General features: G+C 54.0%; 24 protein-coding genes and 1 tRNA gene. 10 read left to right on the top strand and 15 right to left on the bottom strand.

The window, feature by feature from the left end; all coding sequences use genetic code 11:
* Positions 1-49: 49 nt before the first annotated feature.
* The 3 genes from dnaJ to AMM48_RS08430 form a co-directional block, all read right to left on the bottom strand.
* A complete protein-coding gene (gene dnaJ, locus AMM48_RS08440; RefSeq protein WP_102783661.1) occupies positions 50-1204 on the bottom strand; it encodes a molecular chaperone DnaJ in 1155 nt (384 codons plus the stop codon).
* 103 nt (positions 1205-1307) lie between these two features.
* Positions 1308-3230 (bottom strand): molecular chaperone DnaK, encoded by a 1923-nt coding sequence (dnaK, locus tag AMM48_RS08435; RefSeq protein ID WP_102783660.1) that lies wholly within the window; start codon positions 3228-3230, stop codon positions 1308-1310.
* Positions 3231-3566: 336 nt separating this feature from the next.
* Complete coding sequence (locus tag AMM48_RS08430) at positions 3567-4067, bottom strand: DUF2244 domain-containing protein (protein WP_102783659.1); 501 nt, start codon at positions 4065-4067, stop codon at positions 3567-3569.
* Between the two features lie 481 nt (positions 4068-4548).
* On the opposite strand from AMM48_RS08430, the gene nth reads away from it, so the two are divergent.
* Positions 4549-5190, top strand: a complete 642-nt coding sequence (gene nth / locus AMM48_RS08420) for an endonuclease III (protein ID WP_033368946.1) — start codon at positions 4549-4551, stop codon at positions 5188-5190.
* Positions 5191-5240: 50 nt separating this feature from the next.
* Here the strand turns inward: nth and AMM48_RS08415 are convergent, their stop codons facing one another.
* Entirely contained in the window at positions 5241-6605 is a 1365-nt protein-coding gene (locus tag AMM48_RS08415; RefSeq protein WP_244271166.1) for a penicillin-binding protein activator, read from the bottom strand.
* A gap of 2 nt (positions 6606-6607) precedes the next feature.
* Between AMM48_RS08415 and rsmI the strand changes: the two genes are divergently transcribed.
* Both rsmI and AMM48_RS08405 read left to right on the top strand, forming a co-directional pair.
* Positions 6608-7642, top strand: coding sequence for a 16S rRNA (cytidine(1402)-2'-O)-methyltransferase (gene rsmI, locus AMM48_RS08410; protein WP_022732853.1), 1035 nt, complete (start codon positions 6608-6610; stop codon positions 7640-7642).
* Positions 7643-7645: 3 nt separating this feature from the next.
* Positions 7646-8044, top strand: a complete 399-nt coding sequence (locus tag AMM48_RS08405) for a YraN family protein (RefSeq protein ID WP_102783656.1) — start codon at positions 7646-7648, stop codon at positions 8042-8044.
* Between the two features lie 28 nt (positions 8045-8072).
* On the opposite strand, the gene AMM48_RS08400 is transcribed toward AMM48_RS08405, so the two are convergent.
* Entirely contained in the window at positions 8073-8480 is a 408-nt protein-coding gene (locus tag AMM48_RS08400) for a DUF2000 family protein (RefSeq protein ID WP_022732855.1), read from the bottom strand.
* A 32-nt stretch (positions 8481-8512) separates the two neighbouring features.
* On the opposite strand from AMM48_RS08400, the gene AMM48_RS08395 reads away from it, so the two are divergent.
* The 6 genes from AMM48_RS08395 to AMM48_RS08365 all read left to right on the top strand — a co-directional run bounded on the left by AMM48_RS08395 (position 8513) and on the right by AMM48_RS08365 (position 16929).
* Complete coding sequence (locus AMM48_RS08395; protein WP_102783655.1) at positions 8513-9376, top strand: AraC family transcriptional regulator; 864 nt, start codon at positions 8513-8515, stop codon at positions 9374-9376.
* Positions 9377-9511: 135 nt separating this feature from the next.
* Positions 9512-10174, top strand: a complete 663-nt coding sequence (locus tag AMM48_RS08390) for a BON domain-containing protein (RefSeq protein WP_102783654.1) — start codon at positions 9512-9514, stop codon at positions 10172-10174.
* The gene (locus AMM48_RS08385; protein WP_102783653.1) at positions 10152-11291 is read left to right on the top strand and encodes a transglutaminase-like domain-containing protein; all 1140 of its coding nucleotides are present in this window, start codon (positions 10152-10154) and stop codon (positions 11289-11291) included. The genes AMM48_RS08390 and AMM48_RS08385 overlap by 23 nt, the downstream gene beginning before the upstream one ends.
* 655 nt (positions 11292-11946) lie before the next feature.
* On the top strand, positions 11947-12936 hold the full coding sequence (locus tag AMM48_RS08375) for an adenosine kinase (RefSeq protein ID WP_101301513.1): 990 nt from the start codon (positions 11947-11949) through the stop codon (positions 12934-12936).
* Positions 12937-13383: 447 nt separating this feature from the next.
* On the top strand, positions 13384-15204 hold the full coding sequence (typA, locus tag AMM48_RS08370; protein WP_101301781.1) for a translational GTPase TypA: 1821 nt from the start codon (positions 13384-13386) through the stop codon (positions 15202-15204).
* A 150-nt stretch (positions 15205-15354) separates the two neighbouring features.
* Positions 15355-16929, top strand: coding sequence for an MFS transporter (locus AMM48_RS08365; protein WP_102783651.1), 1575 nt, complete (start codon positions 15355-15357; stop codon positions 16927-16929).
* A 129-nt stretch (positions 16930-17058) separates the two neighbouring features.
* Here the strand turns inward: AMM48_RS08365 and ptsN are convergent, their stop codons facing one another.
* The 8 genes from ptsN to AMM48_RS08325 all read right to left on the bottom strand — a co-directional run bounded on the left by ptsN (position 17059) and on the right by AMM48_RS08325 (position 24183).
* On the bottom strand, positions 17059-17523 hold the full coding sequence (ptsN, locus tag AMM48_RS08360) for a PTS IIA-like nitrogen regulatory protein PtsN (protein ID WP_028791622.1): 465 nt from the start codon (positions 17521-17523) through the stop codon (positions 17059-17061).
* A 38-nt stretch (positions 17524-17561) separates the two neighbouring features.
* Positions 17562-18158 (bottom strand): ribosome-associated translation inhibitor RaiA, encoded by a 597-nt coding sequence (gene raiA / locus AMM48_RS08355; protein WP_022732863.1) that lies wholly within the window; start codon positions 18156-18158, stop codon positions 17562-17564.
* Positions 18159-18320: 162 nt separating this feature from the next.
* The gene (gene rpoN / locus AMM48_RS08350; protein WP_102783650.1) at positions 18321-19901 is read right to left on the bottom strand and encodes an RNA polymerase factor sigma-54; all 1581 of its coding nucleotides are present in this window, start codon (positions 19899-19901) and stop codon (positions 18321-18323) included.
* A 43-nt stretch (positions 19902-19944) separates the two neighbouring features.
* Complete coding sequence (lptB, locus tag AMM48_RS08345) at positions 19945-20697, bottom strand: LPS export ABC transporter ATP-binding protein (RefSeq protein ID WP_051146009.1); 753 nt, start codon at positions 20695-20697, stop codon at positions 19945-19947.
* Positions 20698-20772: 75 nt separating this feature from the next.
* The gene (locus tag AMM48_RS08340) at positions 20773-21675 is read right to left on the bottom strand and encodes an LptA/OstA family protein (RefSeq protein WP_102783648.1); all 903 of its coding nucleotides are present in this window, start codon (positions 21673-21675) and stop codon (positions 20773-20775) included.
* The gene (lptC, locus tag AMM48_RS08335) at positions 21672-22379 is read right to left on the bottom strand and encodes an LPS export ABC transporter periplasmic protein LptC (protein WP_101301506.1); all 708 of its coding nucleotides are present in this window, start codon (positions 22377-22379) and stop codon (positions 21672-21674) included. Before lptC ends, AMM48_RS08340 begins: the two co-directional genes overlap by 4 nt.
* Before the next feature lie 2 nt (positions 22380-22381).
* Positions 22382-23404, bottom strand: a complete 1023-nt coding sequence (locus AMM48_RS08330; protein ID WP_102783647.1) for a KpsF/GutQ family sugar-phosphate isomerase — start codon at positions 23402-23404, stop codon at positions 22382-22384.
* A 167-nt stretch (positions 23405-23571) separates the two neighbouring features.
* On the bottom strand, positions 23572-24183 hold the full coding sequence (locus AMM48_RS08325; protein ID WP_102783646.1) for a ribonuclease D: 612 nt from the start codon (positions 24181-24183) through the stop codon (positions 23572-23574).
* 201 nt (positions 24184-24384) lie between these two features.
* Here AMM48_RS08325 and AMM48_RS08320 point away from each other — a divergent pair, with 201 nt between their 5' ends.
* Complete coding sequence (locus tag AMM48_RS08320) at positions 24385-25062, top strand: hypothetical protein (RefSeq protein ID WP_102783645.1); 678 nt, start codon at positions 24385-24387, stop codon at positions 25060-25062.
* Positions 25063-25108: 46 nt separating this feature from the next.
* Here AMM48_RS08320 and AMM48_RS08315 read toward each other — a convergent pair.
* Positions 25109-25195: transfer RNA gene (locus AMM48_RS08315), tRNA-Leu, on the bottom strand.
* 190 nt (positions 25196-25385) lie between these two features.
* The gene (hemW, locus tag AMM48_RS08310; protein ID WP_102783644.1) at positions 25386-26579 is read right to left on the bottom strand and encodes a radical SAM family heme chaperone HemW; all 1194 of its coding nucleotides are present in this window, start codon (positions 26577-26579) and stop codon (positions 25386-25388) included.
* Positions 26580-26609 lie beyond the last annotated feature (30 nt).

Genomic DNA, 26609 nt, shown 5'->3' with positions numbered 1-26609 from the left:
GGGGTTAAATCCTTTTTCGTTCCAAAACCGGAACGATATTGCATGGTGCCTAATCGGTCAGGTCTTTCCAGATTTCTTTCATCTTGGAAAAGAAGCCTTCGCTTTCCGGGCTGGAGCCTTCTGCACGCGAAATCTCGTCGAATTCTTCCAAAAGTTCTTTCTGGCGGTCGGTCAAATTGACCGGCGTTTCGACACTGATTTCAACAAACATGTCCCCGCGCGCCTGTGAGCGCAGGATGGTCATGCCCTTGCCCCGCAGCCGAAGCTGCTGACCCGACTGGGTCCCGGCAGGAATGTTGATCCGGGTGCGCGTGCCTTCAATGGTCGGCACCTCTATGGTACCCCCAAGGGCAGCCTTGCCCATCGGGATCGGAATCCGGCAATACAGGTTGGCCCCTTCACGCTGGAAGAACCGGTGATGCGCAATATCAAGGAAGATATAAAGATCACCCGCTGGTGCCCCATTGGTCCCGGCCTCACCTTCGCTTGAAAGGCGAATGCGTGTGCCGTCCTCAACCCCTTGCGGGATCGTGACCTGCAGGGTCTTTTCCTTTTCAACGCGACCGACCCCGTGGCACGATTTGCACGGATTTTTAACGATCTTGCCCTTGCCATGGCAGCTCGGGCAGGTGCGTTCAATGGTAAAGAACCCTTGCTGGGCACGGACTTTACCGTGGCCATTACAGGTCGGGCAGGTCACAGGCTGGGAACCGGCTTCTGCACCGGTACCGTCACATTCTTCACACGAAACCGATCCCGGAATGGTGATTTCGGCTTTCTTACCGTCGAAGGCTTCTTCGAGCGTGATCGCCATGTTGTAGCGCAGGTCAGCACCGCGTGACGATCCACCGCCACCACGGCGACCACCGCCACCCATGGCGCCAAAGATTTCGTCGAAGACGTCGGAAAATCCGCCGCCACCGAAACCGCCGCCGCCAAAGCCACCACCTCCAAAGCCGCCCCCACCGGGACCACCCTGTTCAAAGGCAGCATGACCAAAACGATCATAGGCCGCGCGCTTTTCGTCATCCTTGAGGATTTCGTAAGCTTCGTTGACCTGCTTGAATTTAACTTCGGCTTCGGTATTGCCCGGATTTTTATCCGGGTGGAATTTCATGGCCTGCTTGCGATAGGCGCTTTTGAGCTCGGCCGCGCTGGCGTCTTTACTGACACCCAACAGCTCGTAGTAATCTTCTTTCGCCATCTGTAACTCCGAAATACGGTCGGGCCGTCCCAGCAGTTTCTGCGTCCGGAACGGCCCGATTTTTATTTACAGGGCGTCGTTAAAGACGACCTCTGCGGTCGTCTTATTTATCTTTTTTGTTGTCGTCGACTTCTTCGAAGTCGGCATCAACAACACCGTCATCAGCCTGTGCTGACGCACCTGCATCCGCAGCGTCACCTTCTGCGCCACCGTCTTCTGCCTGCTGGGCCTGATACATGGCTTCGCCAAGTTTCATCGCAGCCTGCTGAAGTTCGTTGACCTTTGCGGTGATCGCATCGGCATCTTCACCGTCCTTGGCTTCTTTCAAAGCCGACAGGGCGTTTTCGATTTCTGACTTGGTTGCATCGTCAACCTTGTCGCCATGCTCGGTCAGGTTTTTCTCGGTCGCGTGAATAACGGCTTCGGCCTGGTTACGGGCTTCAACAAGTGCCTTACGCTGTTTATCAGACTCGGCATTGCTTTCCGCGTCTTTGACCATTTTTTCGATTTCGTCATCGCCAAGACCACCAGATGCCTGAATGCGGATCTGCTGTTCCTTGTTGGTTGCCTTATCTTTGGCAGACACGTTGACGATACCGTTGGCATCAATGTCAAAAGTCACTTCGATCTGCGGAACACCGCGCGGTGCCGGCGGGATACCAACCAGATCAAACTGGCCAAGCATCTTGTTATCAGCCGCCATTTCACGTTCGCCCTGGAAGACGCGGATGGTCACGGCCGTCTGATTGTCTTCAGCGGTCGAGAAAGTCTGCGACTTGCGGGTCGGGATCGTGGTGTTACGGTCGATCAAACGGGTGAAGACACCACCAAGAGTCTCAATACCCAGCGACAGCGGAGTAACATCAAGCAGCAGGACGTCTTTAACGTCACCCTGCAAGACACCACCCTGAATGGCCGCACCAAGTGCAACAACTTCGTCCGGGTTCACACCTTTGTGCGGCTCACGGCCAAAGAATTCTTTTACGCGTTCCTGAACTTTCGGCATACGGGTCATGCCGCCAACCAGGATCACGTCATCAATTTCGCCTGCGGTGATGCCGGCATCTTTCAATGCGGCTTTACACGGCGTCATGGTGCGTTCGATCAGATCGCCAACCAGACCTTCAAGCTTCGCACGCGACAGTTTGATGTTCAGGTGCTTCGGACCCGATGCGTCTGCGGTGATGAACGGAAGGTTCACATCTGTCTGCATCGACGAGGAAAGCTCGATCTTGGCTTTTTCAGCGGCTTCTTTCAGACGCTGCAGGGCCAGACGGTCTTTACGAAGATCGATCTGCTGTTCTTTTTTGAACTCGTCAGCAAGGTAATCAATGATCTGTTTGTCGAAATCTTCACCACCAAGGAAGGTATCGCCGTTGGTTGATTTAACTTCGAAAACACCATCGCCGATTTCCAAAACCGACACGTCAAAAGTACCGCCACCAAGGTCATAAACAACCACAGTGCCAGCTTCTTTTTTATCCAGGCCATAGGCCAAGGCAGCTGCCGTCGGCTCGTTGATGATACGTTTAACATCAAGACCGGCGATTTTACCGGCGTCTTTGGTTGCCTGACGCTGCGAATCGTTGAAATACGCAGGTACAGTAATCACGGCTTCGGTCACCGGCTCGCCAAGATGGCCTTCTGCGGTTTCCTTCATTTTCTGAAGTACCATGGCTGCGATCTGGCTCGGGGCCATTTTCTCGCCATTGACTTCAACCCATGCATCACCGTTTTCGCCGGCAATAATTTTGTACGGCACCAGATCCTTGTCTTTTTCGACTTCAGCGTCGCTGTAACGACGGCCGATCAGACGCTTGATCGCAAACAGGGTGTTTTCCGGGTTGGTCACAGCCTGACGTTTTGCAGGCTGACCGACAAGACGTTCATCGTCATCGGTGAATGCGACCATTGATGGCGTGGTACGGGCACCTTCACTGTTTTCAATCACGCGGGCTTCTTTGCCGTCCATGACTGCAACGCATGAGTTTGTGGTGCCAAGATCGATACCAATAATTTTGCCCATAGTAAGTTCCTCTTTTAGCGGCCGGTCCGTCCCGCAGCCTTCGCTATGAAGCGCCGCGCAGGACCTCCTGGGACCAATGGTGTTAATACACGTAATTTTTCTGGGGGTTCTTCGTTACCCCGCGCACCTATATATGAAAGTCCCCACAAAGTCGCAAGCGGTCAAAACAGGGAATCTTGGGTGATTTTGGCAATCAAACACCTATTTTCATCCTATGACGGGCATTTTGACCCGATCCGGGACGCGAAATTGGCGCATAACGCTGGTTTTGATCCTTGAAATTCGCGCTTTTCAAATCGGTCATAACCGGGTTGCAAAACGCGCAAATCTAATTTCTCAGGCAGGGTTTTGCGCCGGATAGCAACGGTTTTTACGCAACACGTCTTCAAGTCGCGAGGCCAGATCGGCCTTTTCATCGGGCCCGAGAAAACCGGCAATTTCCAGACTTTTGCCATGTGTTTGCAAAAAAAGACTGCACTGCGCGTCTTCGCCTCGTTCAAGAACAACGCGCAGCCAATATGGCTGAAAATCATATTGCTGGCGTCGGCCACGCACCGGGATTCGTGTCACCCGTAAATTCCCCGGATGCAACTCAATCCGTTCTTCTTGGCGCGCGGCCCTGAAACTGAAATGAAATGCCAGGGCGAGGAAAATCACATCAACACCCAAAAAGCCGATCACCGGCCACGCCCCCACCGACCAAAAGATCAAGCCAATCGTCGTTGTCGCCCCCGCCAGCAGGAAAACAACATTGCGCGCCCCGCGCCGTGACAGGGAACGCGGCGGCCTCAGGGCAATGCTGAAGATCGGTTTCGAACTGCGCGGTACGGCGGGCACTATATATCCCTCTGATCGTGGTCGTCTTGTACGCGGCGATTTTGCGCCCGGCCTTGACCGGGTTGCAATCAGAATTCGATTTTTTGAACCTGCACGTTTATATAATAGCAGATCAAGAGATCGGATCACGGAACCGGCATTTCAACAAGATGCTGTTCCCTAGGGTCAGGACCCATTAATTTGATTGGAATGGCAGTCGTTATATTTGTGAAATCCAAGGAAAAGCCCGCCGTGCGGGTTGGTATCCCGAACAAGGGATTTGACGTGGGAGTTCGCAAATATAACGACTGTCCTTCGGATCAATCGGATTTGCACGGGCTACTTTGTCGCAAAACCTTGAAAGATAAATATCTTCCTGCACTTTTGCTTCGTATATCCGCACAAACCTGATTGACCATTCCAAACAAATTAATGGGTCCTGACCCTAAATCGACCGCAAAAATGCGGCACCAAGAAAGAGTTCTCTGCCATGGCCCGCCCGATGAACAAAGCCGCGATTGACGCCTTTTTCCAGCGTCTGTCTGATGCCGACCCGGAACCCAAGGGGGAGCTGGATTACACCAATCCCTATACGCTTCTGGTTGCTGTGGCCCTATCAGCACAGGCGACCGACATCGGGGTGAACAAAGCCACCAAGAAGCTGTTTCAGATCGTTGAAACCCCGCAAGACATGCTTGATCTGGGCGAAGAAGCCCTGATCAGTCATATCAAAACCATTGGTCTGTATCGCGGCAAGGCCAAGAACGTCATGGCCGCGGCCAAAATTCTGGTCGAGAAACATAATGGCATCGTGCCCAACGATCAGGACGCGCTTGAAGAACTGCCCGGTGTGGGTCGTAAAACTGCCAATGTGGTGCGCAATATTGCCTGGGGCGAACATACCATGGCGGTTGATACCCATATTTTCCGTCTGGGCAATCGCACCGGCATGGCCAATGGCAAGACGGTTCTGGCGGTGGAAAAGGGATTGATGAAAAAGGTACCTTCGCGATTTATGACCCATGCCCATCACTGGCTGATCCTGCATGGTCGCTATATCTGCAAGGCGCGCAAACCGCGTTGTGGCGACTGCATTGTCAATGATCTGTGCAACTTCAAAGACAAAACGCCCGCTGGGGCATAACCCGGCAGGCGTTTTGCGTCATACTGTCGATACGGTTTTACCCGATCAAATCAGAATACCTGATCAAAGCTGGCCGGGGCCGGCGCAATGACCTTTGCCCCCTCTGGCCCGATTTGCATGATGGCATACCCCCGCTCAGACCGACCGTCTGGGGTCAGGCGGAAAACACCATCCACACCGACAAATCCGCTGGTGTTGGTCAACGCAGCCTCGGACATATTGTTTTCATCACGCGCCATCAAGGCCGCCAAAGCGGTACTGTCATAGGCCAGACTTGAAATACGCGGCGGCTGATCGCCAAAGGTGCGCGCAAACCGATCCGCAAACAGTTCCCAGTTTTCCGGGTTCGGGGCGGCAAAAATTCCGCCCTTAAGGGCTGGTTCGGTAAACAGTCCCGGATCGTTCCAGCCAAATGTCCCGATGAATTGCACCACCGATGGATCAATATCGAAATAGGCCAGAAGGGCCGATACCTGACGCAAATCGCCCCCGGTTGCCGGCAAGATCAGGGCATCAAAATCAAGCTCGCCAAGGGTATCGACACCTTCAAGACGCCGCAGTGCACGTTTGGCCGCTGTCCCGCCTTCGGCATTCAGCTGTGCCTTGCGCGCCCGCAAATTCGCACGCCGTGCATCATAATTTGCAAAATCGCGGATGGTTTGCTGAAGGCCTTCGGACCCCGGCTGATAGAAGGCAACCCGGCCAAGTGTACCGCCAACGCGTGACACGACACTTTGCAAGGCACCGGCAATCTGACGACCATAATCATTCTGCGGCAACAGGGCGGCAAAACGATATTTGCCCTGCGTTGTGGCATAGCCCACCGCACGCGCAATCTGGTCTTCCGGGATCAAACCGTTGACCCACACACCATTTTCGGCAACCCGACGGTTGTTGGAAAAGGCCACTACCGGCACATTGGCCGATTTGGCAACTTCGCTGGCACCGCTTACCGATTCGGAAAACAGCGGACCAAGGATCATCTTGGCACCGGCGTTAATCGCCTGACGCGCGGCATTCTGCCCACCCTGATAGGTCCCGGCGGTATCAATCGGCATCAGGATGAAATCATCCGCGGCGATATCAAACATTGCCAGTTCCGCCGCATGGCGCATCGCACGGCCAAGGGCGGCATTCTGTCCTGACAGTGGTAATAACAACGCAACACGTTTTTCCGATGTTGCGGCCTCATCATTAAACAGTGTCGGGATTTCTTCGCCTACCCCTTCTGGCAAGGCGGCATCGTTTGTCCACGGATTGGCATCCGGGATCAATCCCTGATCCGGTGCGCGGGTCGCATTCGCGCCGGGGTCGTTGGCGGTTTCCACCGGTGCCCCGTCTCGTTGCATGCCAAACAGGTCCGTGATACTCGTGGTCGCACTACATGCGGCTAGCCCGATAGAGAGGACAAACACAGATGCCGTCCGGCACACGACACGGCACCAAGCCGAATCCCGATCAAAATTCTTCAACGCCTGACGACGCGGCGCCTGATTTTGCCCCGGATGACGTTTCGGAGAATCCACTCTCACCTCCCGATAACTCGTTTCGCACGCAGGGTAATGCGGGCGACCGATCAAGTAAACATGATGAAAGCCATTTACCACTTTCATCTGGTCTTTATCTTGTTGCTACTCCAATCGGAAATTTGGGCGATATTACGTTCCGCGCACTCGATATCCTCAAACGCGCCGATATTATCCTGTGTGAAGACACCCGCACATCGGGAAAATTGCTGTCGCGCTATGGGGTAAAAACCAAACGCATTGCCTATCACGAACATAACGCCGCCAAATTACGTCCGGAAATCATGGACCGGCTTGGCAAGGGTCAGGGACTTGCGCTGATTTCCGATGCGGGCACGCCGCTGATCAATGATCCGGGCTATAAACTTGTGCGCGATTGTAAGGCCGAAGGCTTTAACGTTACCGCAGCACCGGGCGCTTCCTCCCCGATTGTCGCCCTGATCCTGTCGGGTCTGCCCAGCGATCATTTCTTTTATGCTGGCTTCCTGCCGCCCAAAACCATGGCGCGTAAAAAGGAACTGGCGCGCTTTGCCCCGATCCCCGGCAGTCTGATTTTCCTTGAAAGCCCCAAACGTCTTGCCGCCAGTCTGGTTGATATGGCTGAAATGCTTGGTGGTACACGCGAAGCCGCGGTCACCCGCGAACTGACCAAGATGTTCGAAGAGGTCCGCAACGGCACACTTGATGAATTGGCCGCCCATTACGCCGAACAAGGTGCGCCCAAGGGCGAGGTTGTGGTCATTGTCGGCCCCGCCGATGAAACTGGCAACGAACCAAGCCCCGAAGACATCGACGCCCGACTTTCCGACCTGATCAAAACCCACCGCACCAAGGATGCGGCCGATATCCTTGCCAAGGAAACCGGGCTTAAAAAACGCGACCTTTATAATCGTGCGCTCGCACTTGCCAAACCATCGGACGACTAAGCCATGGCCCCGTCGCGTTCTCGCCCCCCAGCACCCAGTGATAAATCAAAACGCAAACGGGCAGAAAAGGCCGGACGTCGGGCAGAAACCCTGTGTGGATTTTGGTTGCGTCTTAAGGGATATCGCATTCTTGCCACCCGGTATCGCAGCCCGCTTGGCGAAATTGACATCATCGCCAAGCGCGCAAACCTGATCGCCGCGATCGAGGTTAAAAACCGCACCAATCGCGCCGATGCCCTTCTGGCCATCCGCCCGCAACAGCAAAACCGCATTGCACGTGCGCTTGAATCCTATGCCGGGCACATTGGCCATCAGGGTGATTTGCGTCTTGATCTGATGATTATTGGCAAATGCTACCGGATCGAACATTTGAAAAATGCCTGGCATACAGAACCGCGCTAACCTGTCGATACCCACACCCAAGAACATCTTAGGGATGCATCTTTGCCCCCTTGGTGATTTTATCAACAATGCGTTTGTCGGCATGAATGCCAATACCCACAAACTGGGCGTCATCGGGGGCCAGTCTGGCAAAAACATCCCGGTTGGCGCCATCATGGCCGGTGGCAAACATTTCTTCGATATAGGCAGATGCCCGAATGCCACGGTTTATGGCGCGTTGATGAATTTTCGCAATGGTTTGCGCATCCGCCGCCAGAACGATGGCCGGCTGACGTGACAGCGGGTTGTAAAGATTGTTCTTCGCATCGACATAGGGTTCGCCGATGATGTCAGGTGTTTGGGCGACAATGCCGCTCATCAGAAAGGCCGTCACATTCAGTGACTGCCACATCTGCAAATCATCGCGCAACACCAGCGCCACTTTGGTCTCGAACATATGCGTCCTCCATCCGGTTGGGTTATCAGGTCATGACAGAAGCAATAGAACAGGACGGTGAACCCGGTATTGAACGTTTGTGCAAAACGCGTGAACGGTTCATTGCGGCCCCTGCCACCCCCGGGATTGAACGCATCGAAGCACAGTTCTTTGGCAATATGTTTTCCCCACACCGCCATGACACCTATGCGCTTGGCATTACGATGCGCGGTGTTCAGACGTTTAATTATCGTGGAGAATATCGCGCCAGCAATCCGGGCAACGTCATTGTTTTGCATCCCGACGAATTACATGATGGCGGCGCTGGCACCGATGACGGGTTACAGTATCGCATGCTCTATCTTGAACCGGCCCTTTTGCGGCGCGGCCTTGATCATGAAACAGCATCCCTGCCGTTTGTCGGCGATCCCATCATTCACGATCCTGCACTGTGGGCGATCCTTGCATCTGTTTTGGGTGAACTTGAAAGCGACGTTGATCCGTTGTTGCGCGATCAATTCGTCACCGACATCGCACATCGTCTTTCACAACATGCCAGAACACCCCTGAAGCAATCACGATACAATGCAAGCCTGAAGATGGAGCAGGTGCGCGCATTCCTTGAAGCCAATTTTGATCGCCCGGTTCTATCGCACGAACTTGAACAGGTGGCCGACATGGATCGTTATCGGTTGATCAGGCATTTTCGCGCCCGTTTCGGAACAACACCCTATCGCTATCTGATCATGCGGCGCCTGCAACAGGCCCGCGCCCTGATCACGCTGGGTCAACCGCTTGCGGGCATTGCGGCTGAAACCGGATTTTCCGATCAAAGCCATTTTAACCGGCATTTCCGTCAGGCATTTGGCCTGACACCGGGACGCTGGTCGGAACTGGCGGCCCCTCATCGCCACTGAATACCCCGAAGTTAAAAGGCTTCGGCAAAGATAAAATGCATATTTTCTGATAAACCGGTCCGGATTTTAAAACTCCTTAACCCGATGGGGTAATGATGGGACATTATTTGGGGAATCGGGACGAGACTTCGGCATATGGCGTCAGCATATGACACAGCCCGGCATTTCATTGGCACATGGCCAAGCAATGCCAAGCGGCGTTTTTGTATTTTACTAACCTTGGCATTCACCGGTTTTGGCATTCTGCCGTTGGCGGGCTGCACATCGATGGCCATTGGGGCCGGGGCAACCGCCGGGGTCGCGGCCTTTCAGGAACGCGGATTTGAAGGGGCGGTAAGCGACACGGCAATTACAGCTGAAATCTGGCAAAAGTTTCTGGCACAGGACGAATCCCTGTTTCTCAATATCGAGATCGAAGTTGTCGAAGGCGAAGTTCTTCTGGCTGGTGAAGTCAAATCAGCAACGGACGAACTTGAAGCCGTGAAACTCACCTGGCAGGTTGGTGGTGTACGCAGTGTGCTCAATGAAATCAGCGTCGGCGAAGGTGCGTCCTTCATGGACAATGCCAACGACCTTCTGATCACGACCCGCATTAAAACGGCCCTGATGTTTGATACCGATGTCTTTGCGATCAATTACAGCATCGAAACCGTAAAGGGCACGGTGCATCTGATGGGGATTGCCCAGGATGACCTTGAACGCAATCGCGTCATCGCACATGCCCGCGATACCAGCTATGTTAGACGGGTGGTCAGCCATATTCGCCTGAAAAATGATGCAACCCGGCAAGGAACCTGATCCTATTAACAGTATTCGCCACATCACAGACCCGACCGATCCGGATCGCCAATGGCTTGTCGATTATGGCAAGGGCAATAAGCCCGACGCCACGGCAGCAGAAGCCGCATTGCGTTTTGCACGGATCAACGATCCAAACAACGCACGCGACATTGCACCGTATCTTGCGCGGCTTGATGATCTGGCCGATCAGGTTCGTTCCGATCTTGCGGCCCTGTTGGCGTCATCCGGGCACGACACAGTGGCATCCGCCAAGGTGGCGCCAGACAACACCTTGGCTCCAGAAACCTTGGCACAGGCCTCCATCGAACAAATCGTATCGACGCTGCAATCTGTCATCCCGACCCGACATGGCTTTCAGGGGGATGCGGAAAACTATGATGACATGGAAAACGCCGATCTGATGAAGGTCATGGACCGCAAACGTGGTCTGCCTGTTGCGCTGGCCATGCTTTATATCCATGTGGCGCGCCGTTGTGACTTTACGATCACCGGCATTGATTTCCCCGGTCATTTCCTGTTGCGTCTGCAGTCAAATGGCAAACGTCGCATGATTGATCCATTCCATGGCGGCATTGCGCTGGGCCCGGCCGAGCTACGTGAACTTTTAAAATCGTTTAGTGGCCTCGATGCCGAACTCGAACCCCGCCATTATTGCGAATCTTCCGACGTTTCTATTTTGTTACGACTGCAAAACAATATCAAGGTTCGTGCGCTTCGTGCCGGGGAACTCGCCCATGCGACCCGCATTATCGAGCATAGCCTGTTGATCGCACCCGACCATGAAGGCCTGTGGCATCAGCTCGGTGCGCTGTATGCCCGCCTTAATGAAGATCATAAGGCGCTGGGCGCCTTTGGACAGTTTGTGGCCCTGTGCGAAGACCCGCTTCATCGCACCAGAATCGAAGCGGTTATCGAGGAATTACGCGACCGGCTTGGACTTGATGTCCTCTCCGACACCGATGGGCGCGCCAAAACAAAAGCCCCTGCCGTCACAGATGATGACAGTGTCAAAAACGACGCAAAGGACAATGCGCCAATCCCGCTTTATCCCAATTTGATGTCGGTTACCAACACCACGAACACGTCTGACACCCCCTCCTCAAGCGACCATTGACTCGAATGAAGGCATGGTCGGTCGCAAACCGGCACAGCATGCTGAAATGCCGTTTTTCGCTATGTTAGATTGATTAATATTATCTATGCTGATCATTATACAGATAAATCATTACTCTTATTTCAATACAAACCAGTTTGTCCGTTGCTTCAAAGAAATCGAATGCGGGTAAAATTCGAGATTAAAAATAGTTAAAAATTCTTGTTTGCGTATTTTTGCCCCGTTCTCACCTTCAAATCCGGGGAATGTCTCTTGCTGTGCATCACTGACCGCTAACTTGCGAAATCTGGCAGTTTTCCGCGACTTATGATTCATTCTTCCCCGCCGGATGGGATTCAATTGACTCATCGCACGATGTTTAAACTGCAGGCTCGGGAATCTCGTTTCAAAATCGGCGCAAAAAACATCGTATGTAGTTTTTCAGGTTCTTAACGCGCGGTTAAACGACCGGTCACGAAACGGTCGCAACACTTGCACCAATAATTGCAATGCCTATACTCCCGCCAACGCCCAATGGCCCCTATGATATAACGTCACCTACTATATAAAGACGGTCCGGTTCGGCATTTGTCCAAACGGCCTGTTACGCGAAAGGCCCGCGCGCCATACCGTCCAAACCGAGCACACAAACGCACACATCGCAGGAATGAATTACATGCACGACACCAAAGTCGACGTCGTCGGGATCGGAAACGCCATCGTTGATGTCCTTGCCAACTGCAAGGAAGAAGACCTCAAACGGCTGAACCTGGTTAAGAACTCCATGACCCTGATCGACGCGGATGATGCGGATCGCCTGTATGAACAGATGGGGCCGGGCATGGAAATGTCGGGCGGGTCAGCTGGCAACACCATGGCTGGCATCGCAGCCCTTGGTGGCAAGGGCGCCTATATCGGCAAAGTCCGCGATGATCAGCTCGGTCAGGTGTTTCGCCATGACATTCGTGCAATTGGTGTGCAGTTCAATTCCACCCCGTCAACCACAGGGTCGCCGACCGCGCGCTGCCTGATTTTTGTCACCCCGGATGGTGACCGCACCATGAACACCTTTTTGGGTGCCTGTGCGGAACTTGGCCCGGAAGACATCGACGAGGATCTGATCAAATCGGCAAAGCTGACCTACATGGAAGGCTATCTTTGGGATCGTCCGGAAGCCAAGGACGCCTTTATCAAAGCTGCCAAGGTCGCCCACGAAGCAGGCCGTCAGGTTTCCATTAGCCTGTCTGACTCGTTCTGTGTTGACCGCCATCGCGAATCGTTCCGCGATCTGGTGCATAACCATATTGACGTGCTGTTTGCCAACGAAGACGAAATCAAGTCGCTTTATGAGGTTGAAACCTTTGAAGAAGCCTTGGCCGAAGTGCGCAAACACTGCAAGGTCGCAGCCCTGACCCGCAGTGAAAAGGGCGCGGTGATTGTTTCAGATAACGAATTGTATGAAATCAGTGCCGAACCTGTCGCGCGCGTACTTGATACCACCGGAGCCGGTGATTTGTTCGCATCGGGTTTCCTCTATGGCTATACCAAGGGGCATGACCTTGCGACCTGTGGTCAGCTGGGCGCGATTTGCGCCGCCGAAGTCATTTCACATATGGGCGCACGCCCGGTTGCCGACCTTAAGGACCTGATCAACAAGGCCATTTGATCGGTTCGCAGGACATGATTTGCATGCCCTGAGACAAGCCTCGAAAGATTTCACGGGACGGCAATATTTGTTTGCCGTCCCGTTTTATTTTGGCAAACAGCACAGATTCCGTGGCTTTGCACTGCACACAAGCATTGACTTTATACAGAGTTTAGCGCAAACAGCCCGCATTGCAGAAAAATCAACCCCGCATGGCGTGCACGAGGCTGGTCATTCGCCTCCACATTGGCTATGACAGGGCAGCTTTCGAGCCAGCCTGCAAAATGTCTTTGGGCCAGTAAACATTCAGCATGTGCCGTGCTGCGCAAATTGCGCGGGTTTGACCTTGCCGACCGGATGAACCCGGTCTTAGGGCGGCTGAATATCTACTGGCCTTGAAACTTTTACTGACCGATGCGCAAGGGACACATCCCGGCGCGCGGCATTTTTATTCTGGAGTCCGCGCCAATGAACTTGCGCAATATCGCCATCATCGCTCACGTTGACCATGGCAAAACCACCCTCGTCGATGCGATGTTCCGCCAGTCGGGCGTCTATCGTGATAACCAGCGCGTTGATGAACGCGCCATGGACAGCAACGATCTGGAACGCGAACGCGGCATTACCATTATGGCAAAGCCGACAGCAATTCAGTGGGGCGAGACCCGTATCAACATCGTTGATACCCCGGGCCACGCCGATTTCGGTGGTGAAGTCGAACGTATCCTGTCGATGGTTGATGGTGTTGTTCTGCTGGTTGACTCGGCCGAAGGCCCAATGCCACAGACCAAATTCGTTCTGGGTAAAGCCCTGAAACTGGGTCTGAAGCCAATCGTCATCATCAATAAGATCGACCGTCCGGATGAGCGCGCCGAAGAAGTTCTCGACGAGATCTTCGATCTCTTCGTGTCGCTTGAAGCATCCGATGAACAGCTCGACTTCCCGACGCTTTATGCATCTGGCCGTGATGGCTGGGCTGCCGAAGCACCAGAAGGTCCGAAAGAAAACCTGACCCCGCTGATGGATCTGGTTCTGAGCTATGTTCCAGCTCCGAAGGCAGACGTTGACGCACCGTTCGCAATGATTGCGACCATGCTGCATGCCGATAACTTCCTGGGTCGTATCCTGACCGGTCGTATCGCGCAGGGCCGTGCGAAACTTAACATGCCGGTTAAGGTTCTTCGCGGCGATGGCACGGTTGAAACCGGCCGTCTGTCCAAACTGATGGGCTTCCGCGGTCTGGATCGTGTACCACAGGAAGAAGCAAATGCTGGTGACATCATCGCAATTGCTGGCCTGACCAACGCAACCGTTGCCGACACCATCTGCTCGACCGAAATCACCACCGCGATTGCAAGTCAGCCGATTGATCCGCCGACGCTGGCGATGACCTTCTCGGTCAACAACTCGCCGCTGGCTGGTCAGGAAGGCGACAAAGTTACCTCGCGCATGATCCGTGCCCGTCTTGAGCGCGAAGCCGAAGGCAACATCGCGATCAAGATCGGCGAAACTGCTGATAAAGACGCCTTTGAAGTTGCCGGTCGTGGCGAACTTCAGCTTGGCGTTCTGATCGAAACCATGCGCCGCGAAGGCTATGAGCTTTCAATCTCGCGTCCGCGCGTTCTGATCCAGGAAATCAACGGCGTCATGTCTGAGCCGTTCGAAGAAGTCCAGGTCGACGTTGACGAAGAATACGCCGGTTCGGTTGTTGAGAAAATGAGCCTGCGCAAAGCCGAAATGACCGATATGCGGTCATCTGGTGGCGGCAAGACCCGTATCATCTTCCACGCACCGTCGCGTGGCCTGATCGGCTATCACGGTGAATTCCTGACCGATACCCGCGGTACCGGCGTTATGAACCGTGTGTTCCATTCCTATGGCCCGGTCAAAGGTGCCATTGCAGGCCGTCGTAACGGCGTTCTGATTTCAAACGATCAGGGCGACGCGGTTGCCTATGCTCTTTGGGGCTTGGAAGATCGTGGCGCGATGTTCATCGAATCGGGTACGCGCGTTTACGAAGGCATGGTCATTGGCGAACACAATCGTAACAATGATCTTGAGGTTAACATCCTCAAAGGCAAAAAACTGACCAACGTTCGTGCATCGGGCAAGGATGACGCCATCACCCTGACCCCGCCGCGCCGCATGTCCCTGGAAGAGGCCCTTGCCTACATCCAGAACGACGAGCTGGTCGAAGTAACGCCGACAAGCATTCGTATTCGTAAGCTGCACCTCGATCCGAACGTGCGCAAACGCGAAAGCCGTAAATCAGAATCCGAAACCGTCTAATCGTTTCGCACCTGAATTGAAAAAGGCCGGTCCGTCAGGATCGGCCTTTTTTGCGTTTAAGGTCCTTTGCATCACAGCCGGACGATTTCGGTATTCCTTAACCAGTTTCCCCTACTTTGTGGCCACGTGGCATGCAAACGGGGGAAATTGATGCACAGCGCAGAAAAACGAAGCTGGAGCGAGGCCTTTGGCGCCTTCATCCATCCACGTGTCATCACAATGCTGTTTATGGGCTTGTCGGCGGGCATTCCTATCCTTCTGATTTTCTCCACCCTGTCGATCTGGCTACGCGAAGCGGGTGTGGATCGTTCCACCGTTACCTATTTCAGTTGGGCCGCCCTTGGCTATTCGTTCAAATTTGTCTGGGCGCCACTGATTGACCGGCTACCCTTCCCGGTCCTGCACGGGTTGCTGGGCCGTCGGCGCAGTTGGCTGATCATTGCCCAAGGGTGCATCATCGGCGCCATCCTGTGGATGGGGCTGACCGATCCGGCGCAAAACCTGACCATGATGGCCTTTGCCGCCGTTGCCCTTGGCTTTGCCTCGGCCACACAGGATATCGTGATTGATGCCTATCGCATCGAGGCCGCCGATACCGACCTTCAAGCCATGATGAGTTCGGCCTATATTGGCGGCTATCGCATCGGCATGATCGTTGCCGGGGCCGGGGCGCTCACCATTGCCGGGCTGTTTGAAGCCGAAGGCAGTTACCAACCCTTTGCCTGGACAATGGCGTACGGCTGTATGGCGCTTGCGATGTGTATCGGGGTGATTACAACGCTTTTGATCCGTGAACCGGCCGTAAACCGCACCGACAGCAAGTATTTCCACGAAACATCCGATTACGTGCGATTTCTTGCGATGTTTGCCGTCACGGTCATCACCTTCATCCTTGCCAATCTCTATGCCGGGGACATCACCGACCCACTCAAAGCAATCTTGCACGATGGCGGCATGATCAGCGAGCTTGCCGGGTTTATTGCCGGCACCCTCAAACTGGCAATTTCGATTGCCGTTGCCATTTTGGTCGCTTGGCTGACCACGCGGGTCGGCCTCACTCCGACGGGCATGGTGCGTGAAACCTATATCGCACCGGTAAAGGACTTCATTGATCGTTATGGCAAGGCCGCGATCATTATCCTGATCCTGATTGGCGTCTATCGCATTGCCGATATCGTCATGGGGGTCATGGCCAATGTGTTTTACACCGACCTTGGCTTTTCCAAGGAAGAAATCGCCGCCGTGTCCAAAACATTTGGTCTGTTCATGACCATTGCCGGCAGTTTCATGGGCGGGGTTTTATCAGTGCGCTACGGGGTTGTGCGCATCCTGTTTGTCGGGGCGTTACTTTCGGCGATCACCAATGTCCTGTTTGCCTTTATGGCCCATATGGGGGCGAACACCATCATGTTTGCCGTGGTGATCATGGCCGACAACCTGTCGGGTGGTTTGGCAACAGCGGCCTTCATTGCCTATCTGTCAGGCCTGACCAATATTTCCTTTACGGCCATGCAATACGCGATCTTTAGTTCGATCATGACCCTGTTTCCAAAGATCCTCGCCGGGTTCTCTGGCACGGTTGTCGATGCGGTCGGATACAGCTGGTTCTTCATTGGCACCGCCATCATCGGCATTCCGGTATTGTACCTTGTCGTTCTGGCGGGCCGTTTAACCGATGTGGAAAATCCAAACAAGGATAGCACGCAAACCAAAGCTGAGGGCTGATGGTCAACAGCTGATCACTCTTGCATGTCGTCCATAAAGCAAAACCGGACGCCTTAACGGGCGTCCGGTTTTTTAAATTCTGGGCTGTTATCTGTGCGTACGGGGATTACCCGCCGGTCACTGACCTTTTCAGGCGGCCTGTTCGGCCTCATCCTGTGTCAGCAGCGCATAGATCGCATCAGCAGAGCCCGCACCACGCAGCTTGTCACACATGCCCTGATTGCGCAGCAGGCGGGAAATCCGCGCCAACGCCTTCAGATGATCCGCACCGGCTTCTTCGGGCGCAATCAACATGCAGAACAAATCCACCGGATGCTCATCAACCGCATCGAACTCAATCGGGTTCTGAGCACGGGCAAAGACCATGTAAAGCCGATCAAGATCATTCAGCTTGCCATGCGGAATTGCGACACCACCGCCAACGCCAGTGCTGCCTAGTTTCTCACGATCAAGCAGGACAGAGAAAATCTCGCTTGCATCGCGTCCGGTAACTTCGGCTGCTTTCTCGGCAAGTTCCTCAAGCACAGCCTTTTTCGCACCGGACCGCAGGGCCGGAATAACCCCGGACGGGGTAAGAATAGATGATATGTCCATTTTTCGCGTTGCGTTGTTTGGCTCAGAATCCGCGTCCGTCACGCTGCACCGGCTTCCTCATCGGCTGGATCAAGCCACCCGATATTTCCGTCGGCACGACGGTACACAACATTCAATCCGCCATGTTTGCCATTCCGGAACATAAGTGCCGGAATGTCCCCCAAGTCGAGCCGCATGACCGCTTCCCCAACAGAAAGCGTATCAATGCGATCGGGCGTTTCGGCAACAATCACTGGTTCATAGCCATTTACGTGAGTGTCATCCGAATGATCATCGTCTTCTTGCGCGATCACATAGTGGATCGCATCTAGGCGGGCCTGCTCATGATGGTCCCGGCTGGCGTGATGATCACGCAGGCGCCTTTTATAGCGCCGCAACTGCTTGGCCACTTTGTCGCAGGCGCCGTCAAAGGCAGGATAAACTTCATCCGCCGATGCTTTGGCCTGCACCATCATGCCCTTGCCGACATGGACCGAAATTTGCGTATGATAGAGATGCGCCTGTTTGGTGAGTGTCACCGTGGCTTCGATCGCGTGATCGAAATATTTCTCTACCGCAGGGTCCAAGGTCTCGACGACGTGCTCGCGAAGAGCATTTCCTACGTCAAGTTGCTTACCGATAACCGTAATTTGCATGGATCGCCTATCCCTCTTTGAGTGACTTCCCAGTACATATGGATGTTTGGAGCCCCTCAATCAGGTGGGCGCACCATATTCCCTCGTAATAGCCAAGTCAAGATATGGGTATTCTACCTTAAATTACAGCACCTTATGGCGCATTTTTCTGGTAAAAAAGTGCTAGGAAGCACGTGATTTTTTTTCGCGACGCCGCTGAACAGAAGACGCAATGCGCATCGCTTCGCGGTATTTTGCCACTGTTCGGCGTGCAATGTCGATCCCTTCCTTTTGCAGAAGTTCGACCAGTTTGTCGTCTGACAAAATCTTTTTCGGATCTTCCATATCGATCAATGACTTGATCCGATGACGCACCGATTCCGACGAATATGAATCTCCGCCCACCGATGATGAAATCGCCGTGGTAAAGAAATATTTCAGCTCAAACATCCCGCGCGGGGTGGACATAAACTTGCCATTGGTAACCCGCGATACCGTACTTTCATGCATGCCGATGGCCTCGGCAATGTCACGCAGGATCAACGGGCGCAAATGCGACACCCCGTGGCTAAAGAACCCGTCCTGCTGGCGGACAATTTCGGTCGACACCTTCATGATGGTGGTTGCCCGCTGATGCAGGGCCTTCACCAGCCAGTTGGCAGTCTGCAACTTTTCACTCATAAAGCCGCGTTCTTCGCGGTCGCGCAAACCAGCCCCGATTTCCGCGACATATTCTTCATTGACCAAAACCCGCGGCAGCGCATCGGTATTTAGCTCAAGATGCCAGTTGCCATTGCCCGCAGCGCGCATCAAAACATCGGGGATCACCGGTGTAGCCACCTCGCCATCGGCCGTGCGGCCGGGGCGCGGATCAAGCGTTTTGATCTCGGCGATCATGTCATGCAGATCATCGGCATCGACACCGCAAATCCGGCGCAACCGGTCAAATTCGCGTTTTGCCAGCAATTCAAGATTGGCCAGAAGGGCCGCCATTGCCGGATCAAACCGGTTTAGATCGCGCAATTGCAGCTCAAGACATTCGGCCAGACCGCGGGCAAAAATCCCGACTGGGTCAAACCCCTGCATTACCGACAGAACATGCTTCACATCCGAAAGGCCGCATTCAAGCGAGGATGACACCTCGTCAAGTTCCCCACTGAGATAGCCATTATCATCAAGCATATCGATCAGATAACTGCCGATCATGCGTGACCTTGCATCGGCAAATGCAATATTGAGCTGATCATCAAGCGACTGACGAAGCGTTGCTTCATCGGCAAGGGTTTGTTCAAGGCTGGGAAGTTCATCACCACTGCCCCCACCTGAGCCGCCACCACCGCCCGCACCGCCGCTATAGGGGGCGGAATAGTCATGGCTGCCCGAAACAGGTGCACCATTTTGGGAAATCTCGCCTTCGCCGTCATACAGCGCGTCGCTGGCGATATCGAGCGGACTGTCACCCGCCCCCATGGTTTCACTGGCAGTCAGGCGGTCGGTGCCGAACTGGTCATCACGGTCGGTGAAATTGTCGCTGGTGCGTTGATCGATCCCGTCGTCACCATTGCCGACCGCGCTATCGCCCGATTCGGCATACGTCTGCCCCGGGTCCGCGCGTTCCAGCAGCGGATTCTCAAGCAGCTCACTGTCAATGAAATTGGAAAGTTCAATATTGTTGAATTGCAACAGCTTAATCGCCTGCTGCAATTGCGGCGTCATGACAAGAGACTGGGACTGGCGAAGATCAAGCCGCGCCTTCAGGGCCATTTATGCACTACCCCGTGTCAATCCGATTCCCCCCAAGAAATGGTCACAGGCTAAAACGATCGCCCAGATAAACCCTGCGAACATCGTCATTTCTAACGATTTCATCGGGACCACCTTCCATCAAAACCCGGCCATCATGCAAGATATATGCCCGGTCAATAATGTCGAGAGTCTCGCGCACATTGTGGTCGGTAATCAAGACCCCAATGCCACGATCTTTCAGATGACGTACAAGATCACGGATATCCCCCACGGCAATCGGGTCAATCCCGGCCAGCGGTTCGTCCAGAAGAACAAAGTTCGGATGGGCCGCAAGCGCACGCGCAATCTCGCAACGGCGGCGTTCCCCGCCCGACAATGCCAGTGCCGGTGTACGGCGTAGATGCTCAATCGCAAATTCTGCCAAAAGATCTTCCAGGTTCTGTTCGCGTTTGATGCGGTCATCTTCGACCACCTCAAGCACGGCCATGATGTTTTGTTCGACCGTCATGCCGCGGAAAATCGATGCTTCCTGTGGCAAATAGCCAATGCCAAGGCGTGCGCGCTGATACATCGGCATCGATGTAATGTCGCGACCATCCAATGAAATCGATCCGCGATCAGAGGCAATCAGTCCGGTAATGATATAGAAACTGGTCGTCTTTCCCGCACCGTTTGGCCCCAAAAGACCAACCGCCTCACCACGCTGCACAGACATCGACACATCTTTGAGAACCGGGCGCTTCTTGAAGCTTTTGCCAAGATTATGCGCCACCAGCCCCTTGTTCGCGGTCACCAAACGCGGCCCGCCATCCACAGAAGATGCAGCCTGCCCGTTTGCTGTGTCGGATTTTACGCCTTTGCGCGACCAGAACAAATTACCGACCTTTCCTCAATTTCCTGTCCCGGCGTCTGCCGGGCCGTCTTTTTCGTCTTTTTCTGGGATCAGAAGGCCCCGGACACGGTTTTTGCTGCCACCTGTGCCATTGGTCGTCAGGCGGCTGATGCCGGTATTCAGATCAACAACCGCGCGATCCCCGTTCAACTGGTTCTCGCCACGCGTAATCTTAACCGATCCAATCAAAGTAGCGATACCTGTTTTAGCATCATAAACCCCTTGATCACCAATGACAAAGTCGGTTGGTGTGCGGATTGTTACATTGCCGTCGCCGTCAATGCGGCGCAGTTCGTTGGTCCCGCCCTCGCCCGGCTCGAACCGTGCGGTCAATGTATCGCCGCGCAATGTCCGATCTTCGGCAACCGCAACCGCATTGCCACGGGCCACCGCAATCCGGTCGGTTTCCCAATATTCCAGACTTTCTTCCGCCGTCAGGGTTTCTTTCGGGGTTTGATATTTCAGGTTTTCACCGGTCAATACCACAACCGCCTGATCAATATCGTAAACCGCCTTATCGCCGGTCGCGACATCGGTATCAGATGACAATCTGACGTTGCCGGTCGCAATGATGCGGTAAATCTCGCTGTTGCCATCGCGATCCCGATACAAGGCCTGCAATTCATCGGCATCGACCCGCGATGTTCCGCGTTTGGCCACCGCATTGCCGCGCGCAATCAGGATTTGCTCATTGCGGCGCCATTCAATGCCGTTATCAGACTCGACCTCAAGCCCGCCACTGCCGTTCTGTGCCAGCCCAAGCGGATTGGCATGTGCCTGTTTCATCACAGTCGCCTGCATCAGGGTGCTTGTACCCATAATGCTTCCGACCAAAAGGGCAGTCGCCAATAAACGCCCTGCGGCTGCCTGTGTGCGGGCCAAACGCGCCGTTGCGATCATGACTTCCCTTTCAATGCACTATCGAAAATCACCATTTTGGCGTTCCCCAAAAAGCGGATGACCGCCCCTTTGTCTTCCAGTTCAAACCCGGAATCCGATTTGATCGTGCCAAACGGCCCCTGCCCATCAACCGGAACCGATCCGCTGGCATTGCCAACGTTCATTTCGATTTCAGCTTTTTGGGTGTGAATTTCAAACCCGTTATCGTGGTACATATTCACCGCCCCGACCAGATCAAGCACACCATCGGTTTCGGTATAGAACCCTTCATTGGCCGTCAGCGCAATCCACGAACCGTCTTCAAGCGTGATATCGGCCTGTGGGGTATCAAGGTAAACATGATCATCGTGACCGTCATCGGCCTGGTTTTCGATGGCTTCCTGCGCGGTGACGGTAAACGGCTGCCGATTGCCATCCACACCAAAAAAGCGCGGGTTGGACATGGCAACATTTTCCATCAAATCCTCAGGAGATGTGGAAAAGCCAAGACGAAACCCACTGTCCTGAACCTGTTCGATCTGCGGCCATAACACCACCAACGCCATCAGCGTGAGCGCGATCAAGGGCAAAACGAGTTTAAGCGACGTCACAATGATCCGGCGAAACGGATTGATCCGTACATCGCGACGCCCGGACGGAAGCCGGTCACGGCTGCGTGCGTCACGCGCCGCTTTCTCAGCCTTTTGCGCCCGATCCTCAGCCATGCTCAGGCAACCCCCGCACGCAGCAGATCATGGATATGCACAAGTCCGGCAGGAACACCGGCCTCATCAAGCACGAACAAGGCCGTAATGCTGCGATCATTCATGATGGCAAGAGCTTCGACCGCAAGCGCCATTTCACTGGTCACCTTTGGGCCCGCCGTCATCACATCCATCACCTTCATCGCCACAATATTATTGGCCATGTGACGGCGCAAATCGCCATCGGTCACAATCCCGATCAGCTCACCGCGATCCCCCAACACCCCGACACAGCCAAACGAATGGCTGGTCATGGTCACAAGCGCCTCGGACATCAGGGCATCCTTGGCAATCAATGGCAGGCTGTCGGCTGGATGCATGACATCACGAACGTGCAGCAACCGCTGCCCCAGCTTGCCGCCGGGATGGAAGGTTCGGAAATCTTCGGCGGAAAAGCCACGCCGCTCCATCAAGGTCACCGCCAGCGCATCGGCACAGGCCAGCATGGCGGTGGTTGAGGTCGTCGGCGCCTGCTTGTTCGGACAGGCTTCCGGGCTTGCGGGCAACACCAGCGGGCAGTCGCTTTGCATCGCAAGCGAGCTGTGCGGTTTGCGCGTCATCCCAATCAGCGGCACTTTAAACCGCCGCGTAAAGGCGATAATATCGGAAAGCTCCGGGGTTTCACCGGAATTGGACAGGGCCAAAACCCCGTCATCCTTGCCGATCATGCCAAGATCGCCGTGGCTGGCTTCGGCCGGATGGACAAAAAACGATGGCGTGCCTGTCGAGGCAAAGGTCGCAGCGATTTTCTTGGCGATATGACCGCTTTTGCCCATCCCGGTAATCACAAGTCGGCCTTTAAGCCCCTCAATCAGGTCAATCGCCGCACAGAATGCACCATCAAGCGATTCGGCCAGTTCGTGTAAGGCAGTTGCTTCGATCTCAAGCACCCGGCGCGCCACAGCGAGATCGGCACTGGAAGCAGGTGCAGGGGTATGTCCGACATTTTGCGGGGCGTTTTGTTTGGCTTCTGGGGTCACTGTCATCTGTTTCTTGTTTGCGTTTCCCGCCCGGAACGTCAGGCGTATTGACCAACATACACGGCCATTTTGCCAAAACTATGAACCTCCCCGGTGTGGGGGTCAATTGCCTAGCACATCCGACATTCACAGGCGGTTAACCGATATGCAAATATCGGCAGGCGGCCAGAAAACTAGTGGGCAAAGATATCAGTTTCGTCCCAGCCCGAAAGATCCAGCGTCGCGCGCGTTGGCAGGAAGTCAAAACAGGCCTGCGCCAGTTCGGTGCGCCCTTCGCGTGCCAAACGACGATCCAGCTCTTCCTTGGCTTTATGCAAATACAAAACGTCCGATGCCGCGTAATCGATCTGATCCTTGGAAAGCTCAGGCGAACCCCAATCGGAACTTTGCTGCTGCTTGGAAATTTCAACCCCGACCAGTTCGCGCAACAGGTCTTTCAGACCATGACGATCAGTATAGGTCCGGATCAGCTTGGAGGCGATTTTGGTGCAATAAACCGGCGCACAGCGCACACCAAGATATTTGTCCATCACCGCAATGTCGAAACGCCCGAAGTGAAAGAGCTTGAGAACGCTCGGATCAGCCAGCAATTTCTTCAGGTTCGGCGCGCTGTAATCTTCCCCATCAAACTTGACCAGATGGGCATCGCCATCGCCGCTCGACAATTGCACGACACATAAACGGTCGCGGTGCGGATTAAGGCCCATGGTCTCACTGTCGATCGCCACAACCTTACCAAGGTCAAGGTCATCGGGCAGATCTCCGAGATGGAGGAAATTGGTCATCGCGGTGCTCCAAATGTCATGATTTGCCTGTTCTTAACACAGCAAACTGCGCGTCGCGACGCAAAAGTCGGGATGTTTGAGGAGTTTTAATTGTTTCTACGATCTTTCAACATCCCAAACATGATGAACCTTTTCCACATTAGATCTTCATGTATCATCGGAATAGCAACCTAGTGCTTTATCAAGTTGGACCGCGAGAAAATGCAAAAATGTTCATATGAAGACACTCAAGAACGCCTTCGTGAGACGCTTTACTTTTTAGATCGCTCGAACCAAGCGTATGACAGTGGGCATAGGTTCGAGGCGAAACCCCTTGCGAATTACATAATGATGTTGGTCCATGATCAGGGAAGCAACCATTCAATTCTTGAGCAACTTGGATACAAAGAAGATCTAAAATACTTTGACTCAGGTGCGTCTAATGACATTGCCATGGAAATGATTCGAGCGGATCTCAAGAAGCTAGGTCGAGATCCAAACTCCCAATTGTACCTTCAAAGCCCTCGACTTCTGGTGGCCGGTCAGAACACACCAAAACTCGCCGTTTACGAACCAATCTATGACAGCGAACTCGACCAAGGTAAGTGGCTGAATTTTTCAGACTGGTGGGAACAAATCGTTTTCACCGACCAGAGGAATAATTTCAGCAGAAAAGAACTTGTCCGATATGTGCGAAATAAAGATGGCGGCGCACACGTCGACCCTAGCCTTCCGAATGAGTATCACTCAATAACACGTGCAAAGTCGATGAACATGAAATTGTACATTGACGAGAAAATAGTAATTGATGAGGGGCCGACATTCCCAACCATCCGACAAATTTCATTCGAGTTGCTATACAGCATCAAGCAACACATGCGTCCTCAGACTTCGAATTGATCCCCAAAACGACAATACCCCAGCACATCATGAATGTGCTGGGGTATGGTGCCCAGGAGAAGACTCGAACTTCCACGACCTTGCGGCCACTGGCACCTGAAGCCAGCGCGTCTACCAATTCCGCCACCTGGGCATAGGGGCATCTGGTTTGTTCGGCGGAACCCGCCGGAACGGGGCGGAATATACGCGGTCAGCTTGAAGTGTCAACCACCTTTTTGATGGTTTGATGAAACTAAATCACGTCAGATGCGCGTATGTTTGGCGAATGCCGGAAACATCAGGGTTTTCTTGGTATTTTGGCCGTTTTAGCGGGCCATTTTCCCTCACGCCGAAGGGTCGAATAAGTAACCCAATACACCGTTCAAACGGTTCCGACCCTGATCGGTCGTGCGAAGCCCTGCCGAATCACAGATCAAATCCCCCGATCCGATCAGGGTTTCAAGCCGCGCGTTATCCAGAACATCGCGCGGACCTTTGCCAATAATCCGCTCAAACCGGGCCGTTGGAATGGTTTCATTGAGCCGTAACCCCATCATCACCATTTCAAGCAGGCGTTCCTTGGCATCCAGCACAGTTTCTTCCTGTGTACCGTTCCCGGCCTTTTCCACCCGATCCAGCCAAATATCGGGGGCGCGATGGCGGCGGACCGCAGTCGGGACCGTCGTGCCATCTGGCTGAATAATCGCTTCGCGGCCATGCGCGCCGGGTCCAATGCCCAGATAATCGCCATAGCGCCAATACACCAGATTATGGCGGCTTTCCTGCCCCGGCTTGGCATGGTTAGACACCTCATAACAGCCATAACCGGCCGCCTGCGTTTCTTCTTGCGTGATCTCATAAAGCTCGGTCGCAAGGTCTTCGTCGGGGACGACCAACTCACCGCGCTGATGCAGGGTGTAAAACTGCGTGCCCGGCTCAATCGTCAGCTGATAGAGAGAAATATGCCCATTGGCGATCGCGAGCCCTTCGCGCAGCTCCTTGCGCCATGCCTTGGGATCATGTTCCGGGCGGGCATAAATCAGATCAAACGAAAACCGGTTAAATACTGATGTCGCAACATCAAGCGCACGCATGGCTTCCTCTGCACTGTGCAAACGGCCCAGAAACTTCAAATCACGATCATTAAGGGCCTGAATGCCAATCGATACCCGGTTAATGCCATTGGCGGCAAAGGCGGAAAACCGGTCAATTTCAACCGTCCCCGGATTGGCTTCCAGCGTGATTTCAATATCATCGGTCACGTTCCAGAACGTCTTGATGTCATCAATCAAAGCACCCGCGGTTTCCGGATCCATCAGCGACGGCGTGCCACCCCCAAAAAACACCGATCCCACTGTGCGCCCCGGATGGCGCGCAGCCCCCGCCGCCAGTTCGGCGCGCAATGCCTTGCGCCAGCGCACATGATCGACACTGTTGGCAACATGGCTGTTGAAATCGCAATAGGGGCATTTCGACAGGCAAAACGGCCAGTGGATATAAATGCCAAACGGCACGGTTTCAGCGAAGGTTGCGGACACGCGAAATTCTTTTCAAATACGGGAATGTTG

Source organism: Thalassospira sp. GB04J01, from assembly GCF_000751115.1.
GTDB lineage: Bacteria > Pseudomonadota > Alphaproteobacteria > Rhodospirillales > Thalassospiraceae > Thalassospira > Thalassospira lucentensis.
This window is presented reverse-complemented; position numbering and strand designations above follow the sequence as displayed.

Bases quoted from the DNA above. Each gene is read 5' to 3' on its own strand.
- dnaJ (WP_102783661.1), bottom strand. From the start codon at position 1,204: ATGGCGAAAGAAGATTACTACGAGCTGTTGGGTGTCAGTAAAGACGCC.
- dnaK (WP_102783660.1), bottom strand. From the start codon at position 3,230: ATGGGCAAAATTATTGGTATCGATCTTGGCACCACAAACTCATGCGTT.
- nth (WP_033368946.1), top strand. From the start codon at position 4,549: ATGAACAAAGCCGCGATTGACGCCTTTTTCCAGCGTCTGTCTGATGCC.
- rsmI (WP_022732853.1), top strand. From the start codon at position 6,608: ATGCCGTCCGGCACACGACACGGCACCAAGCCGAATCCCGATCAAAAT.
- AMM48_RS08405 (WP_102783656.1), top strand. From the start codon at position 7,646: ATGGCCCCGTCGCGTTCTCGCCCCCCAGCACCCAGTGATAAATCAAAA.
- AMM48_RS08400 (WP_022732855.1), bottom strand. From the start codon at position 8,480: ATGTTCGAGACCAAAGTGGCGCTGGTGTTGCGCGATGATTTGCAGATG.
- AMM48_RS08395 (WP_102783655.1), top strand. From the start codon at position 8,513: ATGACAGAAGCAATAGAACAGGACGGTGAACCCGGTATTGAACGTTTG.
- AMM48_RS08390 (WP_102783654.1), top strand. From the start codon at position 9,512: ATGGCGTCAGCATATGACACAGCCCGGCATTTCATTGGCACATGGCCA.
- AMM48_RS08385 (WP_102783653.1), top strand. From the start codon at position 10,152: ATGCAACCCGGCAAGGAACCTGATCCTATTAACAGTATTCGCCACATC.
- AMM48_RS08375 (WP_101301513.1), top strand. From the start codon at position 11,947: ATGCACGACACCAAAGTCGACGTCGTCGGGATCGGAAACGCCATCGTT.
- typA (WP_101301781.1), top strand. From the start codon at position 13,384: ATGAACTTGCGCAATATCGCCATCATCGCTCACGTTGACCATGGCAAA.
- AMM48_RS08365 (WP_102783651.1), top strand. From the start codon at position 15,355: ATGCACAGCGCAGAAAAACGAAGCTGGAGCGAGGCCTTTGGCGCCTTC.
- ptsN (WP_028791622.1), bottom strand. From the start codon at position 17,523: ATGGACATATCATCTATTCTTACCCCGTCCGGGGTTATTCCGGCCCTG.
- raiA (WP_022732863.1), bottom strand. From the start codon at position 18,158: ATGCAAATTACGGTTATCGGTAAGCAACTTGACGTAGGAAATGCTCTT.
- rpoN (WP_102783650.1), bottom strand. From the start codon at position 19,901: ATGGCCCTGAAGGCGCGGCTTGATCTTCGCCAGTCCCAGTCTCTTGTC.
- AMM48_RS08340 (WP_102783648.1), bottom strand. From the start codon at position 21,675: ATGATCGCAACGGCGCGTTTGGCCCGCACACAGGCAGCCGCAGGGCGT.
- lptC (WP_101301506.1), bottom strand. From the start codon at position 22,379: ATGGCTGAGGATCGGGCGCAAAAGGCTGAGAAAGCGGCGCGTGACGCA.
- AMM48_RS08330 (WP_102783647.1), bottom strand. From the start codon at position 23,404: ATGACAGTGACCCCAGAAGCCAAACAAAACGCCCCGCAAAATGTCGGA.
- AMM48_RS08325 (WP_102783646.1), bottom strand. From the start codon at position 24,183: ATGACCAATTTCCTCCATCTCGGAGATCTGCCCGATGACCTTGACCTT.
- AMM48_RS08320 (WP_102783645.1), top strand. From the start codon at position 24,385: ATGCAAAAATGTTCATATGAAGACACTCAAGAACGCCTTCGTGAGACG.